Source organism: Mucilaginibacter sp. P2_A5 (genome assembly GCF_056404995.1).
On record NZ_JBFUCY010000013.1, the window covers coordinates 55,442 to 80,640 of the forward strand.

The 25,199-nt window shown below is 41.8% G+C and carries 16 protein-coding genes; 9 read left to right on the forward strand and 7 right to left on the reverse strand.

The genetic code is table 11. The annotated features are described in order from the left end of the window. Window positions 1-114 precede the first annotated feature (114 nt). A complete protein-coding gene (locus AC1DXF_RS12910; RefSeq protein ID WP_477449149.1) occupies window positions 115-4,272 on the reverse strand; it encodes a two-component regulator propeller domain-containing protein in 4,158 nt (1,385 codons plus the stop codon). A gap of 1,032 nt (window positions 4,273-5,304) precedes the next feature. Between AC1DXF_RS12910 and AC1DXF_RS12915 the strand changes: the two genes are divergently transcribed. The 3 genes from AC1DXF_RS12915 (at window position 5,305) to AC1DXF_RS12925 (ending at window position 9,211) form a co-directional block, all read left to right on the forward strand. Then, window positions 5,305-6,774 carry an RICIN domain-containing protein gene (locus tag AC1DXF_RS12915; protein ID WP_477449150.1) on the forward strand — a complete coding sequence of 490 codons (1,470 nt, stop codon included), beginning with the start codon at window positions 5,305-5,307 and terminating at the stop codon, window positions 6,772-6,774. Between the two features lie 189 nt (window positions 6,775-6,963). Beyond that, window positions 6,964-8,085, forward strand: a complete 1,122-nt coding sequence (hemW, locus tag AC1DXF_RS12920) for a radical SAM family heme chaperone HemW (RefSeq protein WP_477449151.1) — start codon at window positions 6,964-6,966, stop codon at window positions 8,083-8,085. A 244-nt stretch (window positions 8,086-8,329) separates the two neighbouring features. Further along, complete coding sequence (locus tag AC1DXF_RS12925; RefSeq protein ID WP_477449152.1) at window positions 8,330-9,211, forward strand: cupin-like domain-containing protein; 882 nt, start codon at window positions 8,330-8,332, stop codon at window positions 9,209-9,211. 153 nt (window positions 9,212-9,364) lie between these two features. On the opposite strand, the gene AC1DXF_RS12930 is transcribed toward AC1DXF_RS12925, so the two are convergent. From AC1DXF_RS12930 to AC1DXF_RS12940, 3 genes are all read right to left on the reverse strand, one after another. Then, window positions 9,365-12,106, reverse strand: coding sequence for a sensor histidine kinase (locus AC1DXF_RS12930; RefSeq protein ID WP_477449153.1), 2,742 nt, complete (start codon window positions 12,104-12,106; stop codon window positions 9,365-9,367). A gap of 291 nt (window positions 12,107-12,397) precedes the next feature. Beyond that, window positions 12,398-13,390 (reverse strand): AAA family ATPase, encoded by a 993-nt coding sequence (locus AC1DXF_RS12935; protein ID WP_477449154.1) that lies wholly within the window; start codon window positions 13,388-13,390, stop codon window positions 12,398-12,400. 58 nt (window positions 13,391-13,448) lie between these two features. Beyond that, on the reverse strand, window positions 13,449-13,868 hold the full coding sequence (locus tag AC1DXF_RS12940; protein ID WP_477449155.1) for a YybH family protein: 420 nt from the start codon (window positions 13,866-13,868) through the stop codon (window positions 13,449-13,451). Between the two features lie 170 nt (window positions 13,869-14,038). Here AC1DXF_RS12940 and AC1DXF_RS12945 point away from each other — a divergent pair, with 170 nt between their 5' ends. The 6 genes from AC1DXF_RS12945 to AC1DXF_RS12970 all read left to right on the forward strand — a co-directional run bounded on the left by AC1DXF_RS12945 (window position 14,039) and on the right by AC1DXF_RS12970 (window position 20,701). Then, the gene (locus tag AC1DXF_RS12945; RefSeq protein WP_477449156.1) at window positions 14,039-14,917 is read left to right on the forward strand and encodes a carbohydrate kinase family protein; all 879 of its coding nucleotides are present in this window, start codon (window positions 14,039-14,041) and stop codon (window positions 14,915-14,917) included. A 236-nt stretch (window positions 14,918-15,153) separates the two neighbouring features. Continuing rightward, window positions 15,154-16,251 (forward strand): vWA domain-containing protein, encoded by a 1,098-nt coding sequence (locus tag AC1DXF_RS12950; protein WP_477449157.1) that lies wholly within the window; start codon window positions 15,154-15,156, stop codon window positions 16,249-16,251. 110 nt (window positions 16,252-16,361) lie between these two features. Continuing rightward, entirely contained in the window at window positions 16,362-17,867 is a 1,506-nt protein-coding gene (locus AC1DXF_RS12955; protein WP_477449158.1) for a sigma 54-interacting transcriptional regulator, read from the forward strand. Window positions 17,868-17,885: 18 nt separating this feature from the next. Continuing rightward, complete coding sequence (locus AC1DXF_RS12960) at window positions 17,886-19,166, forward strand: metallophosphoesterase (RefSeq protein ID WP_477449159.1); 1,281 nt, start codon at window positions 17,886-17,888, stop codon at window positions 19,164-19,166. Window positions 19,167-19,194: 28 nt separating this feature from the next. Further along, entirely contained in the window at window positions 19,195-20,082 is an 888-nt protein-coding gene (locus AC1DXF_RS12965; RefSeq protein WP_477449160.1) for a UbiA prenyltransferase family protein, read from the forward strand. 1 nt (window position 20,083) lies between these two features. Further along, window positions 20,084-20,701, forward strand: coding sequence for a class I SAM-dependent methyltransferase (locus AC1DXF_RS12970; protein ID WP_477449161.1), 618 nt, complete (start codon window positions 20,084-20,086; stop codon window positions 20,699-20,701). A 131-nt stretch (window positions 20,702-20,832) separates the two neighbouring features. Here the strand turns inward: AC1DXF_RS12970 and AC1DXF_RS12975 are convergent, their stop codons facing one another. The 3 genes from AC1DXF_RS12975 to AC1DXF_RS12985 are packed head-to-tail and all read right to left on the reverse strand — an operon-like array spanning window position 20,833 to window position 25,052. After that, the gene (locus AC1DXF_RS12975; protein ID WP_477449162.1) at window positions 20,833-21,525 is read right to left on the reverse strand and encodes a response regulator transcription factor; all 693 of its coding nucleotides are present in this window, start codon (window positions 21,523-21,525) and stop codon (window positions 20,833-20,835) included. Between the two features lie 3 nt (window positions 21,526-21,528). Beyond that, window positions 21,529-23,169, reverse strand: coding sequence for a sensor histidine kinase (locus tag AC1DXF_RS12980; RefSeq protein WP_477449163.1), 1,641 nt, complete (start codon window positions 23,167-23,169; stop codon window positions 21,529-21,531). Window positions 23,170-23,174: 5 nt separating this feature from the next. Next, a complete protein-coding gene (locus AC1DXF_RS12985; RefSeq protein WP_477449164.1) occupies window positions 23,175-25,052 on the reverse strand; it encodes a S9 family peptidase in 1,878 nt (625 codons plus the stop codon). Window positions 25,053-25,199 lie beyond the last annotated feature (147 nt).

Sequence of the window (25,199 nt, forward strand, 5' to 3'; positions counted from 1 at the left end):
AAGGTCAGGAATTTAACATCATGACATATTCCTGCATTAATACCAGGCAGCAATTGCTATCCCAAAACAAAATAGATTAATAACCAACAGTTTTATGGCTGTAAACCAAATTCTTCAGGAGAGGTCAATAAGCACATTTACTTTTGCCCCGGTTTGCATTGGCCCTTTATTTACTTCAGCAACCTGGTTGACCATCGAATTTTTAAAACACTTTCTGAATTTTTTAATGTATTCGGAAGGTTTTAAGTCGAACACTTTTTTAAACTGCTCCCGAAAATATTTGATATCTTTTATTCCGACAGCATAAGCGGTTTCCAATATATTTAAATCGCTATGTACAAATAACTGTGCCGCTTTTCGCAATCTGATAGATCTTATGAAGCTATTTGCGGGTTGCCCGGAAATCATTTTGATTTTTTTATAGATGCCGGAATAGGACATATTTAATTCGTAGGCTAAGGATTGAAGATTAAAATCCGGGTCGGTTATATGCTCCTCAACAATACGGATGCATGAATCCAGAAATCGCTTGTACTCTATCGAAATGCTATGCGGGTTATTGTTAAGCGTAATTTCGTTATAAAAATATTGCTGGAGGGTATTCCTGCTTTTAAGCAGCCCATTAACCCTTGCTTTCAGGATATCTTTGTCAAAAGGTTTCCCGATATAATCATCAGCGCCGCCTTCTATACCTTTTAACTTGATCTCATTTGATGCGCTGGCCGTTAAAAGAATCACGGGAAGGTGTGAGGTTGTCATATTCCCCTTAATGGCCGCGCAAACTTCAATGCCGGTAATACCCTGCATCATTACATCACATATAACTATATCCGGCCATTGTTCGTTTACTATTTTTATTCCCTCTTCGCCGTTTGATGCAACAAGAACATTATATTCAAGTTTAAATATCTGGCGCAGGTATTCTCTCATATCCTCATGGTCATCAATAATTAATAACGTTTTGAGGTCAGACAATAATTTTTCTTCAACCGGGTCTGCTGCTAACACCATATCATTGGCTGTAGTTTCAGCATCAATAAGTTCCTTTAAAAACCCGGAAGTAGCGGTTGATTGCTCTAAAATAACCTGGTCTTTAAGGTGCGATCTGCCTTTTTTAAAAGTGATGGTGAACGATGTGCCCTTTCCAATCTTACTGTGGTATTCAACTGTCCCGGCCTGGCGTTCTACAAAATTTTTGACGAGGTATAGTCCCAGACCAAATCCCCCGGCAGGGGTGCCGGCCAAATCAGGCACCTGGTAAAAACGGCTAAAAAGTTTGTCGCCAACTTCGGCCGGGATCCCACAACCGTTGTCCTCAACAATTATTGACACCACCTGTTCATCTTCTTCTACACAGATGCGAATCTTTCCATGCTTAGGAGTGAACTTTATAGCATTCGAGAGCAGATTAAATAATACTATTTCTGTTTTTTCTCTATCTACATAAATATTCAGGCAATCGGCCGATGATACGAACTCCAGATGAATTTGTTTTCTTTTCGCCTCATGTACAAAACATAAATAAACCTCATTACATAAATCAATTATATTAACAACGCTTATTCTCAGGTGGTCTGATTCTGATTCTGATTTTTTGAAAAGAAGCAGCTGATCTACCAGGCCTAATAGCCGGCGCGCGTTTCTGTAAACGATGGTTAAATTGGAGGCATCCATAGCCTTCTTTTCGTTATATAAGAGTTCTTTGATGGGGTTAATGATCAATGTCAATGGTGTCCTGAACTCATGAGAGATATTGGTAAAAAAAGCAAGCTTTCGTTCGCTTAGCTCCTTTTCCTTTTCACTTTCATAATGTGCAATCTGAATTTTGTATTTTAGTTTAGCCTGATGGTCTCTGTATAACAGATACAGATAAACCAACCCACCAAAAAATATGGCGTAAATTGTATACGCCCACCAGGTTTGGTACCATGGTGGGGAAATAATGATGATCAAGGATTTCGGCGTTCTGTTCCACACACCGTCATTGTTACTTGCAATAACTTTAAATGTATAAGTTCCCGGATTAAGGTTGGTGTAAGTAACCTTTCGCTGGCTGCTGTTAAAATTCCATTTTTCGTCAAAGCCTTCTAACTTATACCGATAGCCATTTTTCTCTGAATGGGTATAGTTGAGTGAAACAAATTCAATTGAAAATACATTTTGGTCGTAATTAAGCAATGCTGTATCGGCTATGCTAACCGGCTTTTTCAACGGCGAATTTTTACCCGGCCTTACCGATTTATTAAACACCTGGAAATCGGAAAGATAAATCCGGGGGATTTTATTGTTCAATTTGATTTTTGCCGGATCGAAAACAACTACACCAGTATTTCCGCCTAAATATATCTGACCAGCTGCAGACTGGTAAATAAGCGAGTGGGAAAACACACCGTCGCCTTCATCGAAATTGGTGACTGTTAATGTTTGGGGAGTAAATTTTGATATTCCCGTTGCGGAGTTAATCCAAAGATTCCCAAAACTATCTTCAACAAGGTTATTGAAAACGTTACTTGCAAATCCATTTTTACGCGAGTAAACTGTAAACGAATCATTTTCCGGAACATATTTGTTTAGGCCGTCGGCCGTGCAGATCCAGATATTCCTTTTACTATCCTCAAATAAGCAGTGTACAATATTACTGCTGAGGCTACCGGCATTTTTGTCATTATAACTATAATGATGAAAAATGCCCGTTTTTTGATCAAAACGATCAACACCGTTTCCATTTGTTCCAATCCACACGTTGCCTTTTTTGTCTTTTAAAAGATTATAAATGTGGTTGCTGGCAATTGAATTAGGATTTTTATCGTCGTTATAATAATGTTTGAATTGCTGTTTTTCTTCATTATATATCTTAAGGCCGGCGTCGGTAGCGAGCCAGTATTCATGGGGCCTTACTTCAAGAATATCTCTAAAAACATCTTCATTAAAAAAATTGCTCAGGGCCGAATGATGAAAGTGGTGTATAAACCGGTTATTCTTAACGTCAAACTTATCAAAACCATTTTCGGTAGCGGCCCATAACACATCATCATTATCTAAATATATTTTGCCAACCTGGTTGCTGCTGATGCTTGAAGGATCATTTGTGTGATTAAATAGCGTTGAGGTTTTCTTTATTAAATCAAACTGGTAAAGTCCGTTGTTTGTTGCCAGCCACAACATGTTCCCTTGTAGCAACATGCTTTTTACTTCGCGCGGGTTGATTGATAACGGAATGAAATGGAATTTATACTGTGTAAAATCGATTTTCGTTAAAGCATCTTTACCACAAAGCCACATAATTCCGGCCTTATCATTGTAAACATAGCCATCGGCAATGCTATTAACATCGCCAATTTTTCGCCATTGACCGTTCTCCTTATTTATAAAATAGAACCCTGCATTACTTCCGGCAACTAAGGTGGAGTCATTAGCATTATCAATGCAAAAAGCACCTATGTTAAGATTATCATGACTTGGGAATGCGGTATATTGTTGAATTTTAGGATCAAAACAGAAAAGTCCGCTCCAATAGGTGCCTACCCAAATACAGCCGCTTTTTTGATCGTATAAAAGGCTCCAAATATCATTAGGGCTTTTTTTATGCAGAGACTCGGCTTGCGGATAATTGGTAAAACGCTTACCAAGCTTATCGAACTTGTTCAACCCGCCGTTCCAGTTCCCCAACCAAAGGTTTTTCTCATTATCTTCAACAATGGCATTTACCGACTTTCCTTTTATTGAAAACTTGTTTTGTGAATTGGGTTTATAAGTAATAAATGATTGGCGGCTTGCCACATATTGATTAAAACCATCGTCTGTTCCTATCCAGATAGTTCCTTCGCTATCACATAAGATCGAAAAAATCTTGTTGTTACTTATTGACTGTCTGATTTTATCGCTGTGATAAAAACGTTCAAATTTTTCGGTGTTGGGATCTAAAACATTTAAGCCGTCCATTGTCCCCACCCATATTTTCCCGTTTTTATCTTCGGCAAGCGCGTTAATATAATTTGAGCTCATGCTTGCCGTGTTACCAGGAATGTTCACAAAATTTTCAAAGGAGTAGCCATCAAACTTACAAAGGCCATTGTCTGTACCTATCCACATGTATCCGCGCCTGTCTTTAAGTGCTACTGTTACATTTTCTGATGGCAGCCCATCGTGAGTATTGTATGATTTTAACGCAAAATTCCTGGTGTCGTTGGCTGGGAAGTTCGTTGGGATTTGTGCATTTAGGGTAGTTACGCACACGAAATTAATCAGGAAGAACAAGACAGCTTTATACATAAATCCGTTGTCAATTTTAGGTTAAATATTACACCTCATTATCACCGGTAATTTGTACCGGTATAACAATAAGCTTCACAAGCATCTTTGGCCGGTTAGTAAATAAAAATATTGTACTTAATACACTAATTTTCTGGATAACATAATTTCAACGGAGGGAGGAACGCAGCCTGTTGGCCATACTACAAATGCAGACAAATAATCTTTTTATTGAGGTATAAATCTTGGTTTATTACACATCTACCTTTCGGAACAACGGCAATTAAACTTCATTTAACCCGAATTGAATAATTCATTAGTCTTCTTAGAAGCTGTCTAAATTTGATTTATGAATGCTTTTATACTTCTTATGAAGCACATATCCATGCGTCATTGCGAGGCACGAAGCAATCCCGAACTATTTGGGACTTAGCATGTCGGGGATTGCTTCGTACCTCGCAATGACGGTCTGTTTTTAGGCAGCCTCTTAAATATTAATCGAACCTCTCGTGTGATGTTGAAACATTAAGTTTATAAGGCACTCAAATTTATATAATATTAATTGTATTTATAACAATAATTCCAAATGCCTAAATATAGAAGGTAGCACCAACATGCACTATTGAGACAATGACCGGTTAAAAAAGAGGGTGATTACTTAAAAAACCAGTTGAAATGACACTTTATCCCCGCAATATTGAGGCTTTGCCCCCTTTTTAGTTTCTGCTTTTAAAGGGAAATTTATGTCAACCATATAAACACAGTTTTCCCGTTTTCCATTATTGCTCACAGTCATTTTTCAATGGCTAATCAAATTGCTGACCGTAACATCCGGCAGTGATCAGGGGTAATTGCCGGCCGGGAAACCTGGATGTTTTAATACATCTACCATGAGAATATTTAAATTGTTACTGCATAAACATTCGGTTGTTTTGCAGTTAATCGATGTCATTACCTGCTTCGTGCCGACGCCGGGGAGATCTCCGCCATGTTTAAAAGTCAAAACCAATTGATTATAAAGAACTAATTATCTAATATTTTACTATAAAACTTATGAGAAAAAATTTAACCACCCAGGCACTATGCTGCCTGTTAGCCTTTATGATGGGCTGTTCTAAAAATCCAATTCAAAAGAGCCCTGATATCTCGGGCTTGTCGACAAAACAAAACCTTGCACTTTCAACTACCAATACCAATGGCTTTCGTGGTATAAACTGGGCCGACCCCAACGGCAACGAGGGCGACGGAAGGGTTGTATTGCCAAGCGGTATGACTACCTCGCTCACCGCAACCCAGGCTGCCGCTTTAGCCACCAGTATTTCAAGCGCCGTTAAAACAAGCGGCGGTACTACTATCAGGATGCCCATAAACCCATGGACGGCTTCAAGCTCCAGTTATTGGCCTGTGTACCAGGCTGCAATTAATGCCATTGTATCAAATGGCTGTAAGGTAATACTTTGCTACTGGCCGGTAGGCGTGCATCATGTACCGGATGTTACGCAATGGACCACCATGTGGACAACTGTAAATAATGTTTATAAAAACAACACATCGGTTTTATATGAGCCTATTAACGAGCCTGTTGATTATTCAGGTACCGATTTAAATAATTTATATGCCGGTTTCCTGACCACATTTACTACGGCCGATGGGAAATGCATCCTGGACGGCACTGGTTATGCTGCTGACGTAACTGCAGTTGGCGCCGATTCAAGGTTGGTTAATCAATACCTCGGCCTGCACTGCTACTGGTGGTTCTGGGGCTCGCATGATGTTTGGTCGGGCTATTACAGCGATATGTCAAGCAGGACCGGATCTTACGCGGCCCGTACGGTGGTTACCGAAATTGGTATCGAAACATTCAGGAACATGAGCTTCTGGTGGCAATGGGATACCGGTGTATATGTTGATCAGGCATTTTTAACCGGGACGCTTTCCTATGCCAGGGATAACTCTATGGGCACTATAGCATGGTCGGGCGTTAATGATATTGATACCTACCGCTGGTATAAGGCAAATAATAACCTGGTAGAGGTTAGCCCCGGCGCCGCGAACATGTTCAGGTGGTCCTGGAAACTTACCGCATCTCCGGTATGGCTTGGCGCTATTGCCGACGGGCGTTATAAGCTGCAAAACAGGGCATCGGGCCTCATGCTTGATAATTTGGGCAGCACAACCGATGGCGCTACCGTAGCTCAATGGGCATCGGGATCAAGCGCCAACCAAAAATGGAACATAAGCTATACCGATGGTTATTATACGCTAAGCTGTGTTACCGGGAAAGAGTGCCTGGATACCGGTGGCAATACCACCGATGGATCATCAGTTAAACAATACACAGTAGGCACCAGTACTAACCAGCGCTGGTCAATAGTTTCGGCCGGAAGCGGTTATTACAAGATAATTAACCTTGCTACAGGAAAGTGCCTGGATACGGGAGGCTTGACAACCAATGGATCTGTTATGCAACAGTGGACAAGCGGTTCGAGCTACAACCAGCAATGGACACTTATTGCGCAATAAAAAAGGCTACAGTACCAGGTCAAGTCTAAAGTTGAATTTTTTCTTTTTTGACTTAGAACTTAAGACTTTGGGCTAAAGAATATCCATCAATTTATCGGTGACGTTATACTGCATCGCAGAGGCTGTCTTAAAAGGGCAGCCTTTTTACTTCTTATTTATTCATAAATGATTTAGGCTTACCTTTGCCGCATGGCCGGTATCTACATTCATATTCCTTTTTGCAAACAGGCGTGTCATTATTGCGATTTTCATTTTAGTACCTCGCCACAGTATAAAGATGAATTGGTGCAAGCGCTGGTAACCGAAATTAAACTTCAAAAAAGTTACCTGGATGGCGAAACCGTAGAAACGATTTACTTTGGCGGCGGTACGCCATCGGTATTGGAAGCCGACGAGATCCACCTGCTTATTAACACCATTACCGAACTACATACAGTTGCCTCCAACGCCGAAATTACGCTGGAAGCCAACCCGGATGACCTGGATGTTGCCAAAGTAAAAGCCTTGCGCCAAACAGATGTAAACCGCTTCAGTATTGGCATCCAATCATTTTTTGATGATGATTTAGTTTGGATGAACCGCGCCCACCGCGCCCGCGAGTCCGAGTCGGCCGTAAAACGGGTGCAGGACGCCGGCTTTGAAAACATAACAGCCGACCTTATTTATGGCTACCCCCTGCTTACAGATACCAAATGGAAACAAAACCTGGACAAGATTTTTGAACTCTCCATCCCGCACATATCGGCATACTCCATGACGGTAGAACCGCAAACAGCGCTGGCGGCCTTTATCAGCAAAAAAAAGCAGCCGCCCATGAACGATCAGCAAAGTGCGGCCCAGTTTATGATTTTAATGCAAGCCATGGCCGACAACGGTTTTGAACATTACGAAATATCAAATTTTGCGCAGCCCGGCCGCTATTCTAAACATAACTCCAATTACTGGCAGGGTGTAAAGTACCTGGGTATTGGCCCCTCGGCCCACTCCTATAACGGCGAGGTAAGGCAATGGAACATTGCCAGCAATGCTAAATATACCAAGGCTATTACAGGTGGCAAAATACCCGCCGAAACGGAAACCCTTACCGAGGCAAACCGCCTGAACGAATACATCATGACCTCCATCCGCACCATGTGGGGACTTGATTTAAACAGGCTTAACGCCATTGCAAAAGGCGCAGCAGACCAACTGCAAATTGAAGCCCGCGAGTTTTTTGATAAGGAATGGATAACTCAAAAAGACAACACCATTTACCTTACAGCTAACGGCAAGCTTTACGCCGATAATATTGCCGCCGGCTTATTCTTTTAACCCCTATCAAACACAATCATTTTTGGTAACTTGAACTTTCAATCGAAAAACAATTCAAAATGCAAAATGCAAACTGATAACTGCAAACTGATAACTGATAACTGCAAGCTATTTCAATAAGGCGGATTCATTTTTTTTGACATCTGCAAGTTACCTTTTGGCGTTTTATTTCGTTCCTTTGTTTACTTTTTGGTAATACTATAGTATCCCTAATTAAATTTAACACAGCCCGAAGGTAACATTTATGAGTTTTATACTTAAGCCGATTGATACTGTTGAAAATATCTCTCCGGAGGATTTCAAGAAAAACTATTTAAACCCGCGCCGCCCGTTAGTGATTAAAGGCCTTACCAAAAACTGGCCTGCCCGCGAAAAGTGGACTCCCGAATACCTTAAGGAGGTTGTTGGCAACAAGGTGGTGCCTTTGTACGATAATTCCAAAGCCGATCCATCAAAACCCATTAATTCATCGGCTACCGAAATGCCTTTTGACCAATATATTGATCTCATCCGCAGTAAACCAACGGAGTTGCGCATTTTCTTTTTTAATATTTTTAAGCAAGCACCGCAATTATTAAATGACATTGTATTGCCTAAAGACCTCATGGGCGGCTTTTTGGAAAGCATGCCCGGCATGTTCTTCGGCGGATCAAACTCCGTAACGTTTTTACATTACGATATCGACCTGCCACATATTTTCCACACCCATTTTGGTGGCCGTAAGCATGTAATATTGTTTGAAAATAAATGGAAACGCCGCCTGTACTGCATCCCTAACGCTACCTACGCGCTGGAGGATTATGATGTACTAAACCCCGATATCAAAAAATTCCCGGCACTGGATGGTGTGGAAGGCACTGAAGTGTTTTTAGAGCATGGCGATACCCTGTTTATGCCCACCGGCTACTGGCACTGGATGAAATACATTGATGGGTCATATTCATTAAGTCTGCGTGCCTGGGATGCGTCCATGACCCGCAAAGCCGCCAGCTTGTACAACCTGGCAATTAAAGGTGGTGTAGATAGTCTGCTTAAAATGGCTTTCAAAGAGAAATATGCCAAATTTCGCGAAGGGCTGGCTGTTAAATGGGCTGATAAGGAGTTGGCTGCGGGCAAACCTTTTTGATTTCTGTTGCCGGGTTCGGGTTGCCAGGTTCGGGTTTTATTAAAGACTTTTTATGGCGGTGAGGTTTCTTCATCGCTATTTTTGTTGTGTTTAGCCGACTGTGTGTGTCACTACGGCCGTGTTGGGCCTATATGTAACCGCAGATTTCATAACTTATTTAACGGGCAATGAAAACCAAAAGGTGCTGCCAGCCCCATATACGCTATCAACCCAAAGTTTTCCGCCGTGCCGTTCGGTAATTTCTTTACAAATATAAAGCCCTATCCCTAAACCGGCCATACTTGGATTAAGGTCCTCGACCCGGTAAAAGCGATTAAAAATATTTTTTTGTTTATCTGTTTTTATGCCAATTCCCCGGTCTTTAACTCCAATCTTAACTTGGTTGCCAAGGTCTTCCAGTATCACATCAACATTTTTTCCGGCAGGCGAATATTTGATAGCATTGGTTAGTAAGTTAATAATCACCTGCTCAATCCGCTGAGGGTCGGCTATTATATTAAAAACATCTGCGTTTGATTTAAAATTGATTTGATGGCTGATTTGCGCGTCTTGAATAAGTTCGATCGCCTCTTCAACAATTTTTTTAATATTAAAATGGCGTTTGTTAAGCTCCAGCTTCCCGGCTTCAATTTTCGATACATCTAACAGATCAGACACGAGGGACGAAAGCTTTCTGACCTGCCGCACAGTTTTGGATACAAACCTTTTGCTTTTTTCATTGGTTTCTAACCTGTCCAAAATCTGCAGGTATCCCGAGATACTGGTTAACGGTGTCCTCAATTCGTGGCTGGCCATGCCAATAAATTCGTCTTTTTTTAGGTTCAGGTTTACTACTTCTTTATATAACCGGGCATTTTGCAGGGCAATTACCGCCTGAAGGGATATGGCCTGTAAAATAACTTCATGCTCCACGGTAAACATATTAGCCTCTGCATGCACAAAGAAAAGGCCGGCAACAATATTTGCAGAACTTTCAATTAACGGCACGCCCAGGTAACTTACTATAGGCGGATGCCCACCGGGTAAAACTTTATTAGGCAGGCTTACCTGGTACCGCTCATCTTTATTAATATCGTCAATACGTACAATAGTTTTGTTTGTAAATAAAGGATTAAACAAGGGCGAATTTGCCATAAAGTCGAACTGTTCAAATACCTGTTTTGATGCACCGGATGATGTACGCAATGTGTAAACTTCGCCGGTTGAGGGGTTACGATCATTATAAATAAAGGTGCCAAATTGCGCGCCGGTTAACCGTGTAGTTATATCCGTAATTTTTTGCAAAATAACCTCCATGTCAAGATCTTCCGAAATTGTCCTGCTCAAAGAGTTGATTACTTCAAGATGCTCGGCATAACGCTGCGTTTTAAGTAAAGCTGTTTTTAAAGCGCTTATGTCGCGCGCTATTTTTGAAGCCCCGATCACTACACCTTTATCATCTTTAATTGGCGACACAGAAAGCGAGATTGGTATGGGCTGTCCGCTCTTGGTTAACCTCACCGTTTCAAAATGATCTATCCTGATACCTTTGGCCACATTCCCTATAATAACTTCTTCTTCCTCTAGCCTGTCCTCCGGGATTAAAAATGATATATGTTTCCCTATTACTTCGTTTTCGGTATATCCAAAAGTTTTTTCGGCGGCTTTATTCCAGCTGGTAACAATGCCCTGCAGCGTTTTGCTGATGATGGCATCGTCGGATGTATCAACTATTGCTGCCAGCATAGCCTGCTTTGCGCCGGCAATTTTTCTTTCGCTTATATCACGGGCAATTTTTGATGCGCCAATAACATTGCCGCTTTTATCTTTAATAGGAGATATCGAAAGTAAAATGGGGACAGTACTCCCCTGCTTTGTTAACCTTATTGTTTCAAAATGGTCGATACGGTTGCCTGCAGAAATATTCTGCATTATCATGTCCTCTTCATTCAACCTGTCTTGCGGGATGATTAAAGAAATGTGTTTGCCAATGGCTTCATCCTGAGAATAACCAAAAGTTCTTTCGGCAGATTTGTTCCAGCCGGTTACAATGCCCTGCAGGTTTTTGTTGATGATGGCATCGTCAGAGGTGTCAATTATTGCTGATAATACTGCCTTTTTTTCATCAGCAACATATACATCGGTAAGATCACGGGCAATCTTAGAAGCACCCGTTATTTTTCCATTATGATCTTTTATCGCCGAAACTGAAAGCGAAATAGGGATTTCCTTTCCATACTTTGTTACCCGGTAAGTTTCAAAGTGGATCATCGCGTTTCCCCTGGCTATATTATTAATGATTATTTCTTCCTCGGCTATCCGGTTGGCCGGTATAATCAGCGATATATGTTTGCCAACGGCTTCGGCCTCGGTATATCCAAACATTCTTTCTGCTGCCTTATTCCAGCTGGTAATAATTCCCTGGAGGGTTTTACTGATAATGGCATCGTCCGAAGTATCAACTATAGCAGCCAGCATGGCCTGCTTTTGATCCATTTTTGCCTGCCTGGTTACATCAATCAAGGTGTTTATCCCACCAATTAATGTCCCGCTTAAGTCAAAACGAGGTACGGGGTATGCCAGCACATTTATCCTTGTGCCATCCTGCCTTTCAATAATTATTGGCTCGCCTTCAATGGCAACTCCCTCTTTAAGGCTAATGGCCATAGGGTATTCATCGGGTGCAATTGGCTCATTATTGTTATTGAAAATTTTCCATGATCCGCACCATAAATCTTTTCCTATTTCCGGCTCGCGGCCCCATAACTTTACGGCAGATTTATTGTAGTCGGTAATATATCCAAGGCTATCGCATGCATAAACAGCTACCGGCAAATCGTCCAGGACATCGGATGCCTGCAGATCCTTACTAACATCACTAAATTTACCTGAAACCTGGAATCTTTCTATGCTCATAATTAGTTGTTAGAGGAAACAGCTATGGGCCAAATTTGTTCTGCAATTTAGTCCCTTTTGTAACACAAACTTGTATGTGAATGTAAGTATTATTAACCGTTAAGCTAAAATACCCCAATAATTGCCCCGGCGCGACTAAAGAAGCGTGATATACCCCGGTTTGGATACGCTATGGTAATAATCAGGCCCCTGTTTCAACAGGATGCAGTAAAGCAGTAAATAAGTGAATTATTTAGCACGATGGCCGGCTTTGGGAATGCCGCCAGCAGGCAGGCAAAATGTGCCGGGCAATTAAACAGTTCCTGTTTTTATAAACTGCACCACCGCTTTGCCAGCTTTTTCAAATCTTTCGTCCCAGCTATCACCCTGTATCAAAACATATTGAATACCATGATTGGCCAATTCCTGTTTGTGGCTTTCGTCCAGCCTGTTCCTGTCTGCCTGGTTAAGCCGGGTGCCGTCCTGCACATATGGGGCATCAACATCCAGGTATATATACAAATCGAAATGATTGGCCGCCTCAACCCATTCCGGCACCTCTAAATCCTTATCAAACAAAAAGTGGCTGTATGACCGGGTGGTATTCAGATCGGTATCCACAAACAAAATCTTGTTGGCGTCTTTTATCTTTTCGTTGATGGTTTTGGCGTGCAGCTCGGCTATCCGCTGCAAATCATCCTCAGTACATTCGTTGGTATGCTCCAAAATATCGCGGGCCATTTCGGCTACCTCGATTGTATGAAAATGATGCGCCAACCGTTTCGCCATGGTGGTTTTGCCTGTAGACTCGGTTCCCAGCAGGCATATCTTTTTGGTAAAGTAAGGCTTGGCTGCATCGGCCAAAAAATTCCAGAAGGCAAACGGTTTGTCCCTGATCTGCGTAGCCGAAACGGGCACTATTTTCCGAGGCTCGTCAAATATCATGCTTTCGCAATTCAAAAACCGCCCCATATAAGCGCCATAAGGTTCTGATGCAAATATGATATCAATAGGAGGTAATTCCTTTTGCAAATAATTGGCCCAGATACGTGATACTCCTTCAGAGGATGCGGAAGTGTTTGGCAAAACGGCTTCATCGTAGTTTAACAGCCACGGCCTCACTTTATCGTTCCCTTTATAAGTTTCCTTAACCCACTCCAGCCGCTGACTTCCCCATATAGACTCGTCATAGCTGGCGCTTACCAAAACAATTAGATCATCGCAATGCTGTAAAGCAAAATCAATTAACGCGATGTGCCCTTTATGTAAAGGCATAAACTTGCCTATAACCAAACCTCTTTTCATCCATTAAGCCCCCAGGGCCAAATGTAAAAAGGTTTTAAGCAAATCTCAAATCAGATATTTAACTCGTATGATCACAAACTATCTTCCATTCGCCTTTAATTTTGCGGAACCAAAGGGTGTAATAACCACCCAGGTCATCTTTAATCCGCTTAAGGCGCCACCCGCCTAAAACAAATGCATTAGTGGCATCAAGTACCTTTACCTGCAAAATGGTAAATTTAAGTTGTCCCATAGCTGCCTTGCCCGGGTACCGCTTTTTATAATGATCAAGCGTGGTTTGCCAGCCGTAATCGGGCCCGTTTTTGCCTACAAACACCAGCGAATCTGATTTCCAGTAGCCCTGCATAAAGCCTTCAACATCGCCACGGTTCCAGGCCTTTTCCTGGGTGTGCATTAAATTTACGATGGCTTGCCTATCCTGCGCGTAGCACAAACAAACCGTTAGGGTGAGAAGAAAAGAAAATGTAAGTTTTTTCATAATTTGAATATAAACACGATTTTCAAGATTTAGCAGGATTAACAGGATTTTGTTTTGTATAACTTCATTGATCGTCTTACATTAAAATCCTGTTAATCCTGCTAAATCTTGAAAATCGTGTCAAAAATCCTGTTATCTTTGATTTCACTGCCTTAACAAAAAACTCTTTTATGAAAAACCAGGTATTAAGCTTCGGCGAAGTTTTATGGGACGCTTTTGGCGATGGTAAAAAAGCGGGCGGTGCGCCTATGAATGTGGCAAGGCACCTGGTGCAGCAAGGCGTAAACGTTGCCTTTGCAAGCTCGGTTGGGTTGGATAACAGCGGCGATATGCTGATTGAATTCCTGAAATCAAACGGGTTGTACTCCGACCTTATTCAGCAAGATGATGAATACCCTACCTGCGAGGTTACCGTGCAGTTAGACAAGGACAACCAGGCCACCTATATCATTCCCGAGCCCGTTTCGTGGGATTGCATTGAAACTACCGACGCGCTTAACGCCGCGGCTAAAAATTCGGCAGCCATTGTTTACGGCAGCCTGGCCTGCCGCTCCGGCAAAACCCGCGAAACACTACTCAACCTGCTCGACGAAACTGATGCACTCAAAATATTTGATGTAAACCTGCGCCCGCCACATTATACCCTATCTACCATCGAAACTCTTGTGGCCCGTGCTGATGTGGTGAAAATGAACGAAGAAGAGGCTAACTTGTTAATTGGTGGCAGTAGCCGCTCCTTACGCGACCAGATAACCGAATTCCGCTCCAAGTACCATAACCGCACCATATGTGTAACCCGCGGCGAACACGGCGCCATAGTATGGCACGATTATGAGTTTTATGAAAGCCCCGGATGTCCCGTAAAAGTTGGCGATTCGGTAGGTGCGGGCGATGCTTTCCTGGCAACTTTTGTGGCAGGGTTGCTGGCTAACCACCCTATGCAAATGGTTGTTGATAAGGCCTGTACTGTAGGTGCCTATGTTGCCAGCCAGCGCGGCGCCAATCCTATTTATCCTACAGAGTTGTTGAATAGTTTGGTGTATATTTAATTCAAACACTATTTGTCTGTCATGCTGAGGCACGAAGCATCTATTCTACACCATGCAAAACCGCCAGAAAAGTTCGCAAATAGATGCTTCGTACCTCAGCATGACAGTTATACTATGGATCAGCCATCCACACATCTGCAAATTGTCATTCTTACCTAACAATTTGTTTTAATCCTCATAGCTCCAAACTTTTCAGAATAATTATCCGTTCCTTTATAGTACAGAAAGGACAAGATATGCGTGGTTTTGGATTTTCAAGATTTACACCGAACCAAATCCCTAAAGGCGGATTTGAAGAATTATTGAAATTATTCCTCGAGTTGCTCAACTATACATCGGGCGATGCAGGCGAAGCATTGGCCTGGCTAAATGAGCTTGATAAACAATATAACCTTACCAACGATGATTATGGTATTGGCGACTTTATTGATGAACTTAAACAAAAAGGGTATTTAAGCGACGATCAGCAAACCGGTGGTTTTAATATTACAGCTAAAACCGAGCAAAGCATCCGCCAATCGGCATTGGAAGAAATTTTTGGCAAGCTCAAAAAATCGGGGAAAGGGAATCACCGCTCGCCGCAGTCGGGGCAGGGCGATGAAAAAAATGCCGAACGCCGGGAGTTTGAATTTGGCGACAGTTTGGATCAGATAGATATGACCCAATCTATCCATAACGCCCAGGTTAACCATGGCATAGGTGATTTTATGATGACCGAGCGCGACCTGGAAGTAGAGGAAATGGATTATAAAACCCTTACCTCTACCGTGCTGATGATAGATATTTCGCACTCCATGATCCTTTACGGCGAAGACCGGATAACTCCGGCCAAAAAAGTAGCCATGGCACTGGCCGAGCTGATCCGCACCAAATACCCTAAGGATACGCTGGATATCGTTGTTTTTGGCAACGATGCCTGGCCTATAACGCTTCAGGACCTGCCCTATTTACAGGTTGGCCCCTACCATACCAATACTTATGCAGGGCTTGAGCTGGCCGCCGATTTATTGCGCCGCCGTAAAACGCATAATAAGCAGATATTCATGATTACCGATGGTAAACCTACCTGTTTAAAGGAAGGCACCAAATATTATAAAAACAGCATCGGGCTGGATAGGAAAGTGGTTAACAAAACCCTTAACATGGCTGCACAGTGCAAGCGTTTAAAAATACCGATAACTACATTTATGATAGCCAAAGATCCTTACTTGCAGCAGTTTGTACGTAAATTTACAGAAACCAACGGCGGCAAAGCTTTTTACAGTTCGTTGAATGGTTTAGGCGAATACATTTTTGAAGATTATATTAAGAATAGAAGAAAAACGGTTAGATAAGAATCAAGAGTTTAGAGTCAAGAATCAAGACAAAAAAACAAATCACACTTATCTATGAAATCATTTCCATCGGTGAAATCACTTATAAATCGATGAAATTAAAATAAAACATGAGTAAATTATTAGATATAAAAACCCTCGGTGAGCTTAAAAAAACTGGTTATAAAAGCCGTTCGGTTAAAGATGAGTTACGTGCTAACCTTATAGAACAGCTTAAAAAACGCGAAGGTGGATTTGCAGGTATCATCGGTTTTGAGGATACAGTAATACCCGATTTGCAAACGGCCATTTTATCGCGCCACAATATTTTGTTGCTTGGCTTACGTGGACAAGCAAAAACCCGCATAGCGCGTTTGCTAATCAATTTACTGGATGAATATGTGCCCTATATTACAGGATCAGATCTGTTTGATGATCCCTATAATCCGATATCATGGTACGGCCATAGTGTTATCGAAGAAAAAGGTGACGAAACGCCAATAGGCTGGATCCATCGCTCAGAACGGTATACCGAAAAACTGGCTACACCCGATGTTACCGTAGCCGATTTAATAGGCGATGTTGATCCTATTAAAGCTGCCACCCTAAAACTCACCTATTCTGACGAGCGTGTTATCCACTTTGGATTAATTCCGCGTGCACACCGCGGTATATTCGTGATCAACGAATTGCCCGATTTACAGGCCCGGATCCAGGTATCGCTATTTAATATTTTACAGGAAAGAGACATCCAGATACGCGGTTTTAAACTGCGATTGCCTTTAGATATCCAGTTTGTATTTACAGCCAACCCCGAAGATTATACCAACCGCGGCTCCATTGTTACGCCGTTGAAAGACAGGATTGAAAGCCAGATATTAACACACTACCCGCGTACAGTCGAAATTTCAAGGAAGATCACTCAGCAGGAAGCATCATTGACCGACGAGCAACGCAATGCGGTTGAAGCCGATGACCTGGTAAAAGATCTTATTGAGCAAATTGCTTTTGAGGCCCGTAACTCCGAATATATCGACAAAAAATCGGGTGTATCGGCACGCTTAACTATATCAGCCTATGAAAACCTGGTGAGCAATGCAGAGCGCCGCATGATCATGAACCATGAGCCCGGCACTTTTGTTCGCATTACCGATTTTTTAGGCGTTATCCCCGCTATTACCGGCAAAATTGAGCTGGTTTATGAAGGTGAACTGGAAGGCCCGGGCAAAGTGGCCAATATCCTGATTGGTAAAGCTATTAAAACCTTGCTGCTAACCTTTTTCCCCGACCCTGAAAAGGCTAAAAAAGCTAAAGGCGTAAACCCTTATGCCAGCATTATCAATTGGTTTGGCGAAGGCAATAACCTGGCTTTGGTTGATGACATGTCGGCAATTGACTATAAAAGAGAATTATCAGAGGTTGCCGGCTTAAAAGACCTGGTTAAAAAACTGCATCCCCGTGTTACCGAAAACCAACAACTTTTATTGATGGAGTTTGTGCTACATGGCCTATCCGAATTTTCGCAATTAAATAAAGGCTTTTTAGATAATGGCTTTGCATTCTCGGATATGTTTAACAGCTTGTTTAACCTGCAGCCTGATGAAGACGACCTTGATTTAGATGATGACCGTTATTAATTTGGTACATTTGTGTAAATGACCGATACTGCGCTTAATATCATTTTAATCATTTCGGCACTTTTGCTAATTGACCTTTATGTATTAAACGGCATTCGCGGGGCTTTTCAAAAGTGGCATTTTCTGCATAAAACAGTATTTACCTTTTTATATTGGGCAACAAGTATTGGTGTTATTTGCGGATTGCTTACCGGTGTATATGTTCATTTTGCGGGCCTAGGTATTCGCGCAGCGGGTCTGCTCATATTCTCGATGCTATTTATAGGCAAGCTAACGTTTTTACTGTTCCTGTTGATTGATGACATCAAGCGGTTGTTGGCTTGGCGTAAAAACAGGTTTAAAGACCAATCGACCGTGCACAATACCCTGGTTCCGCCGGATGCCATCCCCCGGTCAGAATTTTTGTTAAAGGCGGGGCTGCTGGCAGGCGCCATTCCGTTGGCCGCCATAAAAATTAATATGCCAAAGGGTTTGTATGATTACCATGTGCGCTATCAAACTCTATATCTGCCCAATTTGCCAAAAGCATTTGATGGCATAAAGCTGGGGCAAATTTCTGATATCCATTCGGGGAGTTTCTACAATAAAAAAGCGGTGCTTGGCGGTGTAGAAATGCTGTTGAAAGAGAAACCTGATTTTATATTTTTTACCGGCGACCTGGTTAACGGGCAAACCAGCGAAATGAGAGATTACCAGGATATTTTTAGCAAAGTAAAAGCACCGCTTGGCGTTTACTCATCGTTAGGTAATCATGACTACGGCGACTATGGCGACTGGCAAAACCCGGCAGATAAAATAAAAGACCACCAAGACCTTATACTCACCCACAAAAATATGGGTTGGGACTTATTGCGTAACGAGAACCGCCGCCTTAAAGTAAATGGCGAAGAAATAGGCATCCTTGGCATCGAAAACTGGAGCCTGCACAGCCGCTTCCCTAAATATGGCCGTATGGAACTGGCCGCCAAAAACACGGACGACATGCCAGTGAAGCTCCTGCTATCGCATGATCCGTCGCATTGGCGGGCACAGGTTTTAAAAGATTATCCCCAGGTAGATGTCATGTTCTCGGGCCATACCCATGGCATGCAGTTTGGCGTGCGTACAAAAGAGTTTCAGTGGAGCCCGATAAAATACGTTTACAACGAATGGGCGGGCCACTATCAGCAGGGAATACAACAATTATATGTAAATGTAGGTTTTGGCTTTGTTGGTTTGTATGGCAGAGTTGGAATATTACCGGAGATTACGATATTTACATTAAAAGCCGGGCATGCTCCTTCGGGTAAGCTTACGTAACATCAACTCCCAGGCAGATTCATTACCAATGAAAAAAGCACTTCAGTCTGTTTTTGATTTCCTGCTGTTCAGTAATATCTTCATGTCGCTTTGCGCGGTGGCGCAGGCATTGGTAACATTTCATTTAATAGGATCAAAACCGGTGTTGCCGGTGTTGGGTTTGCTGTTTACTTCCACTTTAGGCATTTACAACTTCTGTATCATTATTACCAGGCCTCAAAGCCCGCAAACATCTCCCTACAAACGTGTACGTTGGTTTTTTTCGCACTATCGGCTCATGGTTACATTTACCATCGTTTCGTTATTATCACTGGTACCATTATTTTTTCTGATCACAACTGAATCAAAAATCCTCCTGATTTTTCTGGGTATTTTATCGTTTGCCTATGGCCTGCCGTTGTTTGCAGTAGGCGAGCAAAAATTCGGGCTGCGCAATATACCCGGGTTAAAACCATTCCTTATCACCCTGGTATGGACAATGAGCTGCGTGCTGTTTCCAATACTGGAGGCTATGCATTTCCATGCCGCCAGCGTATCCATGCGCGATACCACTATACTGATAGCCAAACGCTTTTTATTCATAGGGGCGCTTACTATCCCCTTTGATATCCGCGACTTGTTTGACGATCGCAAAATGAACTTAAAAACTATCCCGGTAGTGTGGGGCGAAAAAAATGCATACCTGTTTTGCCAGGTGTTATTAGCCGGTTATGTGGTGTTATTATTCATTTTCAGAAATAACGGCTTTAGCCTCGATTTTTTTGCGCTAACGCTTACTGTGTTTTTAACCGGCTGGCTTATCTTTAAATCGGACTGGAAAAAAGACGAGTACTATTATTTCTTTTTTATGGATGGCGTACTTATCCTTCAGTACGTTGTATTATTAGCTGTTAACCTCATTTTTAAAGGCCATTGATATGGCCGCCAGTTTTAATAATTCGGCATGGTTTTATGATCGTTTGTCGCGCCTGGTATATGGCAAGACTATAGTAAATACCCAGCTTTTTTTGTTAGGTTACATCCAACCCAACAGTAATATACTCATAGTTGGCGGCGGTACAGGCTGGATTCTTGACGAAATCTCAAGATTACACCCAACGGGGCTAAAGATAACTTATGTAGAGGCTGCAGAGCGAATGATGGAGCTATCCCAAAAGAGGAATACCTGTGGCAATGAAATTATCTTCATAAACGATGTTATTGAAAACGTAAACCTCCCGGCCTATTTTGATGCGGTGCTAACCCCATTTTTATTCGATAATTTTACTGAAGCAACATTAAAAACGGTATTCAATAAAATTGATTCGTTGTTAAAACCGGGGGCGCTTTGGCTCAATTGCGATTTTCAATTAACAGGCAAATGGTGGCAGGCTCTATTGTTGAAAAGCATGTTTTTATTTTTCAGGACGATTGATAAGATAGAGGCCAGCGAGCTACCGCAGATTGAGGCTTGGTTTAACTGGAACGATTATTCCAAAATAAATGAACGAACTTTTTTTGGAGATTTTATGGCAGCGAGGGTATATAGGAAATAGTATTCGCCTTTAATGATCATCAGTACATATGTCATTGCGAGGAACGAAGCAATCGCGAATTGTGCAGATCTTGCACGCGTGCGATTGCTTCGTTCCTCGCAATGACATATGTAGAACTACTTAACTCTTCGTTACTGATTGTACACAAACTTATACCCAATCCCACGCACCGTTTGTAAGTACTGTGGCGAATCGGCATTTGTTTCTATCTTTTTGCGCAGGCGTACAATGTGCATATCAAGCGTGCGGGTATTTACATCGGCATTGTAGCCCCATACTTCCATCATCAGTTCTTCGCGGTTAATAACCTTATTCTTGTTTTTAAGGAAGTATAGTAATATCCGGTTCTCCAATATGGTAAGCTCAATTTTACGGCCATCGCGAATGAGCAGGTGGGTGTTGGGCAGATGCTCCATGTTGGCAAACTTATATGATTCGGCTTTCTCACTATTCAGGCTGAATTTAATTTTGCTGTCAATCATCGCTACCAGCACATCCATATTAAACGGTTTGGTAATGTAGTCTGATACTCCAAAATTGTAAGCTTCGATCTTATCAACATCCTGTGCCTTGGCGGTCATCATAATCACCAGTTTGTCGTACCCGCTTTCCCTGATACTGCCGCAAACTTCAGATCCTGTTTTGCCGGGTAGCATCCAGTCAAGCAATACAATATCGGGTTGTTCTGCCAGTATCATGGTTTCCGCATCCTCGCCGTTGTCGGCTTCCAACACTTTGTAACCTTCGGTTTGCAAACGCTCGGCAACCAGGAAACGCAGGTTTTCATCGTCTTCAACCAGCGCAATTTTGATTTCTTTGTTCATACTTTAATTTTCGTTTGGAAGCGTAACTATAAATTCCGATCCCTCATTAATTTTACTGTTCACCGTTATCTCGCCGTCCATAAAATTAACCAGTTCTTTACAGAATGCCAAACCCAAACCTACGCTTCCGTTTTGGTTATATTGGTTCTCAATCCTGTAAAATTTTTTAAATACATGGTGTTGTTCATTCCTGGGGATCCCTATCCCCTTATCTATAAAAGAGAACATGATGTTGCCCTTTTTTTGTATAATGTTGATGTTGAGTTCCTTTCTTTTGGGGTGCGAATATTTATAGGCATTCTCTATCAGGTTTTGAAAAACACTGCCCAAAAGCACGGGATCGGTATAAAAAGTATTTACCCCGTTAGTGGTATAATTCAGCTTAAAATCAGGATATTTAATTTTAAAAGTATCAATATAGCGCTCCACAAAATCGGCCACAACAATTTCTTCTTTCTTAATATTGATCGATTTATTTTCCAACTGGGTGAATGATAACAACTTGTTCATCAAATCGTTTAGCTTATCTGCCTCTTCATCCAAAATTTTTCCATAATGTTTACGTTGCCGCTCGGTAAGCTCACCATCGCCCTTTAAATTTGAACCGGCAATTTTTATAACACTCACCGGTGTTTTAAACTCATGGGTAAAGTTGTTTATAAAATCATATTGCAGCTTAAACAGCTTAATATTTACGTTCAGGTTACGATAAATAAGCCAGCCTATGGCCACCAAAAAAAGCGTTATAACCAATACCGCAGCCCCGATAGGCATAAAGCGGCGGTTAGTTTCGGCGGTTAGGTATCCTTGCTCAGAGCTAAAGAACAGTTTATAATCAGAAAAAGCACCGAAAGGTATTTCTGTTATCAATTTGTTCCCGTCGCTATCAATAGGATCATACACAACCGGCTGTATAGATACATTTTGGTAAAGTTCGGGATGCGTATTTTTCACCCTGAGCAAAAGCGGCTCAAGATAAAAAGTCATCATATTTTGTTTATACGGTTCCGATACCGTTTTGCCCCTCAGCAACTCGCGATAGTTTTTAACATCAAGGGGGCGTAAAGTATTGGTATAGGTTATTTTATTAGGCTTTACATCCCAGAAGGTTTTATACATCTCATCCTGGCTGGGCAGGCGAGCCGTATCCGAAAAGGCAATATAGTTACGCAATTTAGACGCCATCGCGGTAAAATCCGATTCATCGCCGATATGCTGTTGCCTTGCGCCCCATATTTTACCTTTTCCATGACCGTACAGGTAAACTGCTTTTACCGAGATATCCAGGTTATTGGCACGCGGCACCACTGGCTTCCGGGTACCTATCTGCACATCATAAAAAATAATCTTTTTTACAAACCGGTATTCTTTAAAAACCGTTGAAGCATATTTACGGGCCGAAACGGAATCCAAAAAGCCACCGTAAAATTGTATCTCGGGGATCTTATTCTGGAAAAAATCGTAGTATGGCTTTAAGGTTTGCTCCAGCACATCTACCTTTTTTGACGAAAACTCGTTTTCAACGTATTTAGACGTAAGGCTGTATGATATAAAAAGCGCCACCACAAACGTTATGGATATGAGCACCAGGAATATGATGATCAACAAAAAGTTTTTCCGGTAAGCAGTTTTTTGTGCTGGCATAACCGTTATGGTTTAACCCTCATATTGTTATCCAGGAATTTTTCTATCTCGTTATACATTTCAAAGCGATTGCGCTCACTCCTGAAAAAAGCGCGTTCATTGGGTTTCAAAAAATATTTTACATCCACATTATGCTTGCGTAATTCGTGCACAAACTGGTTGAGTTCGCTAATGTTGGCACGTTGGTCTTTAGCACCCTGGAAAATAATCAAAGGCACCTTAATTTTATCGGTATGAAACACCGGCGAAATAGCCCGCAGATGATCCGCATCAGTTTCGGGGTTGCCAACCATTTCATAGGTCATTTTTAAATACGGCTTAAAAAATGGTGGCGCATCTTTAATGTAAGTAAAAAAGTTGATGAGCCCATATTGCACAACCGCGCAATTATATAATTCGGGATGGAACGATATGCCATACAAAGCCGAGAAGCCGCCAAAGCGACCGCCAAAAATGGCTATCTTTTTGGGGTTAGCTATTTTTTTATCAATCAGCCAGTGTACCCCGTCGGTTATATCATCCTGTATTTTACCGCCTACCTGCTTATAGCCCGCGCGCTTAAAGGCCTTACCATACCCGGTAGATCCACGGTAGTTCATCTGGAAAACCGCGTACCCCCTATTGGCCAAAAACTGTACCTGTTCATCGTACCCCCAGGTATCGCGAGCCCAGGGGCCATCATGCGGCATCACTACTACTGGCAAATTGGTTTTTTTATTCCCCAATGGCATTGTTAAATAACCATTTATAGTTAAGCCGTCACTTGCTTTGTACGCTATAGGCTGCATAGCGCATAACTCAGCCGGAACCAGCGAAGGATTGGTATCGCCTAGTTTTATTAATTTACGGGTATTGGCCTCATACAAATAATAAGTACCCGGGCTGCGATCTGTATAAGTGTATAAAATAAATTTGTTTTCCGAACTATCCCGGTCAACAACCCTTACTTCATTGCCTTTCAACAACTCCTGCAGCTTATTGTAAATGTTCCGGATATCGGCCGATAAAAAATATTTGCGTGGCTTAGCTTCGTCCCAACTGGCAAACTCAAGCCGGTGCTTGTTTTTGTAATATTCTACATACATCAAATCGGCATTGCTGTTGCTAAAAATGGTGCGCTGCTCTTTTCCGTCTTCGGCATTAATTTCAACCAGCGCCATTTTATCCCTGTTTACATTTGATAGGGCATAAAAAAAATTTTTGACACCGGTAAAAGCAATTGGCCTTACCGAGTTTTTAAAATTGTTTTGAATAATTGGTTTAAAAGGCGCGTTATCATCGGGTCTGTATAAAATAGTTTCGTCTACCCCATCTGACGATTTTACCAGCCGGATTTTACCATCGGCATCCGGAAACCATTCGGTTATATTGCCCGGGTTTATGAGATAAGGTGACAGCTCTCCTGTTTTAATATTCAGACGATAGATATCAAAATTGGCCGGATCGCGCTTGTTCATCCTGATGGTGATAATGTCCGGCTGTTGCCTATTGCGGTTAATCAGGTTTACTTTCACTTTTTCGAGCGAGAGCACGGTACGTATTTTATGTGTTGATATATCAAGCGCGTACATTTTAAACCCATCGTTTGCCACAATATCCTGGTAAAAAACCAGTCGATTATTATAGGTCCAAAAATACCAGCCGCTTACAGGATAATCCTCAAACGATGTTTCCATATGTTCGGTACCATCCGCCAGCGATTGAATGAACAGGTTTTGCTTATCCTTGTATGGCTTTAAGTATGCTAAGTACTTACCATCGGGAGATATTTTAAAAAAGATTTTCTCAGGAGTTTTAAAAAAATCGGCAAGTGGAATTTGCTTTATATGTTCTTTGCATGAGCATATAACTGTGAAAAATACAATAAAAAGAAAAATCCTCAAGCGCCCCAACATATTTGCTTATGCCATTTTATTAATCAGGTCAAATTAGAGAAAATTAGTTAACGTTATCAAAATGTCACTACAATTTTACCCTGTATAACCTTTATACGGATATTAACTAAAAATGGCCGGGTCATTCGTATTAAT

Coding starts and splice junctions, on each gene's coding strand:
- AC1DXF_RS12930 (WP_477449153.1), bottom strand. CDS start 12,106: ATGAGCATAGAAAGATTCCAGGTTTCAGGTAAATTTAGTGATGTTAGT.
- AC1DXF_RS12950 (WP_477449157.1), top strand. CDS start 15,154: ATGCGTGGTTTTGGATTTTCAAGATTTACACCGAACCAAATCCCTAAA.
- AC1DXF_RS12935 (WP_477449154.1), bottom strand. CDS start 13,390: ATGAAAAGAGGTTTGGTTATAGGCAAGTTTATGCCTTTACATAAAGGG.
- AC1DXF_RS12960 (WP_477449159.1), top strand. CDS start 17,886: ATGACCGATACTGCGCTTAATATCATTTTAATCATTTCGGCACTTTTG.
- hemW (WP_477449151.1), top strand. CDS start 6,964: ATGGCCGGTATCTACATTCATATTCCTTTTTGCAAACAGGCGTGTCAT.
- AC1DXF_RS12915 (WP_477449150.1), top strand. CDS start 5,305: ATGAGAAAAAATTTAACCACCCAGGCACTATGCTGCCTGTTAGCCTTT.
- AC1DXF_RS12955 (WP_477449158.1), top strand. CDS start 16,362: ATGAGTAAATTATTAGATATAAAAACCCTCGGTGAGCTTAAAAAAACT.
- AC1DXF_RS12965 (WP_477449160.1), top strand. CDS start 19,195: ATGAAAAAAGCACTTCAGTCTGTTTTTGATTTCCTGCTGTTCAGTAAT.
- AC1DXF_RS12970 (WP_477449161.1), top strand. CDS start 20,084: ATGGCCGCCAGTTTTAATAATTCGGCATGGTTTTATGATCGTTTGTCG.
- AC1DXF_RS12940 (WP_477449155.1), bottom strand. CDS start 13,868: ATGAAAAAACTTACATTTTCTTTTCTTCTCACCCTAACGGTTTGTTTG.
- AC1DXF_RS12925 (WP_477449152.1), top strand. CDS start 8,330: ATGAGTTTTATACTTAAGCCGATTGATACTGTTGAAAATATCTCTCCG.
- AC1DXF_RS12975 (WP_477449162.1), bottom strand. CDS start 21,525: ATGAACAAAGAAATCAAAATTGCGCTGGTTGAAGACGATGAAAACCTG.
- AC1DXF_RS12980 (WP_477449163.1), bottom strand. CDS start 23,169: ATGCCAGCACAAAAAACTGCTTACCGGAAAAACTTTTTGTTGATCATC.
- AC1DXF_RS12945 (WP_477449156.1), top strand. CDS start 14,039: ATGAAAAACCAGGTATTAAGCTTCGGCGAAGTTTTATGGGACGCTTTT.
- AC1DXF_RS12910 (WP_477449149.1), bottom strand. CDS start 4,272: ATGTATAAAGCTGTCTTGTTCTTCCTGATTAATTTCGTGTGCGTAACT.